Annotated in this window: 1 protein-coding gene; it reads right to left on the bottom strand. The window is 35.6% G+C overall.

Annotation, left to right across the window (positions count from 1 at the left end; translation table 11 throughout):
• Positions 1-254, bottom strand: a 254-nt coding sequence (locus SB749_RS19295; protein ID WP_410711725.1) for a hypothetical protein, incomplete at its 3' end; no start/stop codon positions are given.
• Positions 255-278: the final 24 nt, after the last annotated feature.

Genomic DNA, 278 nt, shown 5'->3' with positions numbered 1-278 from the left:
GCTCTTTTACAATATGAGAATATGCGAAAGTTGCTAGAAGGAATAATGGACTCGTACCTATTAGCTCCTTCTAAAAGTAAGTATAAACGTTGAATACTTAGTTTATCAGCTAAATCTCTTTCACTTCTTATATCGGCATACAAATAAACAGCTCCAAAGATAATACCCAAGGCATTAGCGATAATGGCTCCTTTAAATAGAAATAACTGATTACTCTGTATGAACAGCAGGGAACTGTCAAGTGCTGGGGACATTCTAGTAATTTGAGACACTATGAC

The sequence above is a fragment of the Brevibacterium sp. SIMBA_078 genome (assembly GCF_046534565.1).
Classification (GTDB): domain Bacteria; phylum Actinomycetota; class Actinomycetes; order Actinomycetales; family Brevibacteriaceae; genus Brevibacterium.
The sequence above is the reverse complement of the archived record's forward strand: the minus strand, read 5'-3'. Positions and strand labels throughout refer to the sequence as shown.